The 1299-nt window shown below is 60.5% G+C and carries 1 protein-coding gene; it reads left to right on the top strand.

The genetic code is table 11. The features are described from left to right. Positions 1–1299: immunoglobulin-like domain-containing protein (locus tag KGA96_RS29595; RefSeq protein WP_223516085.1), on the top strand; the 1299-nt coding region annotated here is incomplete at both ends.

The raw sequence follows: 1299 nt of genomic DNA on the forward strand, positions 1-1299 counted from the left end.
CGAACACCACCCCGGCCGTGACCACCATCACCGACTCCGTGGACAACACCGGCCTGACCCTGACGGCCAACGGCAACATCACCGAAGGCGGTCAGATCACCTACACCGCGACCCTGACCAATCCGGCGGGCACGCCGATGACCGTGACCTTGAGCAATGGCTCGGTCATTACCATCGAAGCGGGCCAGACCAGCGGCAGCGTCAACGTGCCGACTGCGGCCAATGACGTCTATGTCAACGGCAGCACCGTCAGCACCACCATCACCGGTACCACCGGCGGCAACTTCGAAAACCTGGTGCCGAACACCACCCCGGCCGTGACCACCATCACCGACTCCGTGGACAACACCGGCCTGACCCTGACCGCCACCGGCAACATCACCGAAGGCGGCCAGATCACCTACACCGCCACCCTGAGCAATCCGGCCGGCACGCCGATGACCGTGACCTTGAGCAACGGCTCGGTCATCACCATCGAAGCGGGTCAGACCAGCGGCAGCGTCAACGTGCCGACTGCGGCCAACGATGTTTATGTGAATGGCAGCACCGTCAGCACCACCATCACCGTCACCACCGGCGGCAACTTTGAAAACCTGGTGCTCAACAACACTCCAGCAGTCACCACGATTTCCGATGTGATCGACAAGGTCACCGTTACCATCGAAAGCGCTGGTCCGGTGCTGGAGAACCAGGCACCGACTTTCACCATCAAACTCGACCAGAAGTTAGATCACGACCTGACGGTGACTCTCAGCAATGGCCAAACTGTGGTCATCGCCGCAGGCGCAACTCAAGTTGGCTATGCATTGCCGGCGCAAGGTGATGACGTTTACAAGGATGGCGGTAGCGTATCGCTGGGCATCGCTGATGCTAGCGTTGCCGGTAAGACGTTTGAGAATCTGGTCATTGGCGGTCCTGCGTCGGTTGCTATCAACGACACCGTCAGCGAAGTGATCGCCACCCTGACCGCGGACAAATCCACCGTGGCCGAAGGTGGCCAAGTCACCTACACCGTGACCCTGACCAACGCGGCCGGTCTGCCGCTGAACAATCACGGTGAACTCACTTTCTCCCTGACTGACGGCACACAAATCAAAGTCCCGGCCAATACCGCGACTGGCACGGCGACCATCACCGCTGCCGATGACGTGTTCACCGGCGGCCAGGCACCGATCGTCAACAAACTGGAATCGGTTACCGGCGCGGACAATTTCGAGAAGTTGACCCTGGGCAAGGACCAGTTCACCACCACTGTCACCGATGAGCCATCGGGCCAGGGTGACAAGGTCACGGTGAGCA

The organism is Pseudomonas sp. GL-R-26 (assembly GCF_019947365.1).
In the GTDB taxonomy this organism is placed as follows: Bacteria; Pseudomonadota; Gammaproteobacteria; order Pseudomonadales; family Pseudomonadaceae; genus Aquipseudomonas.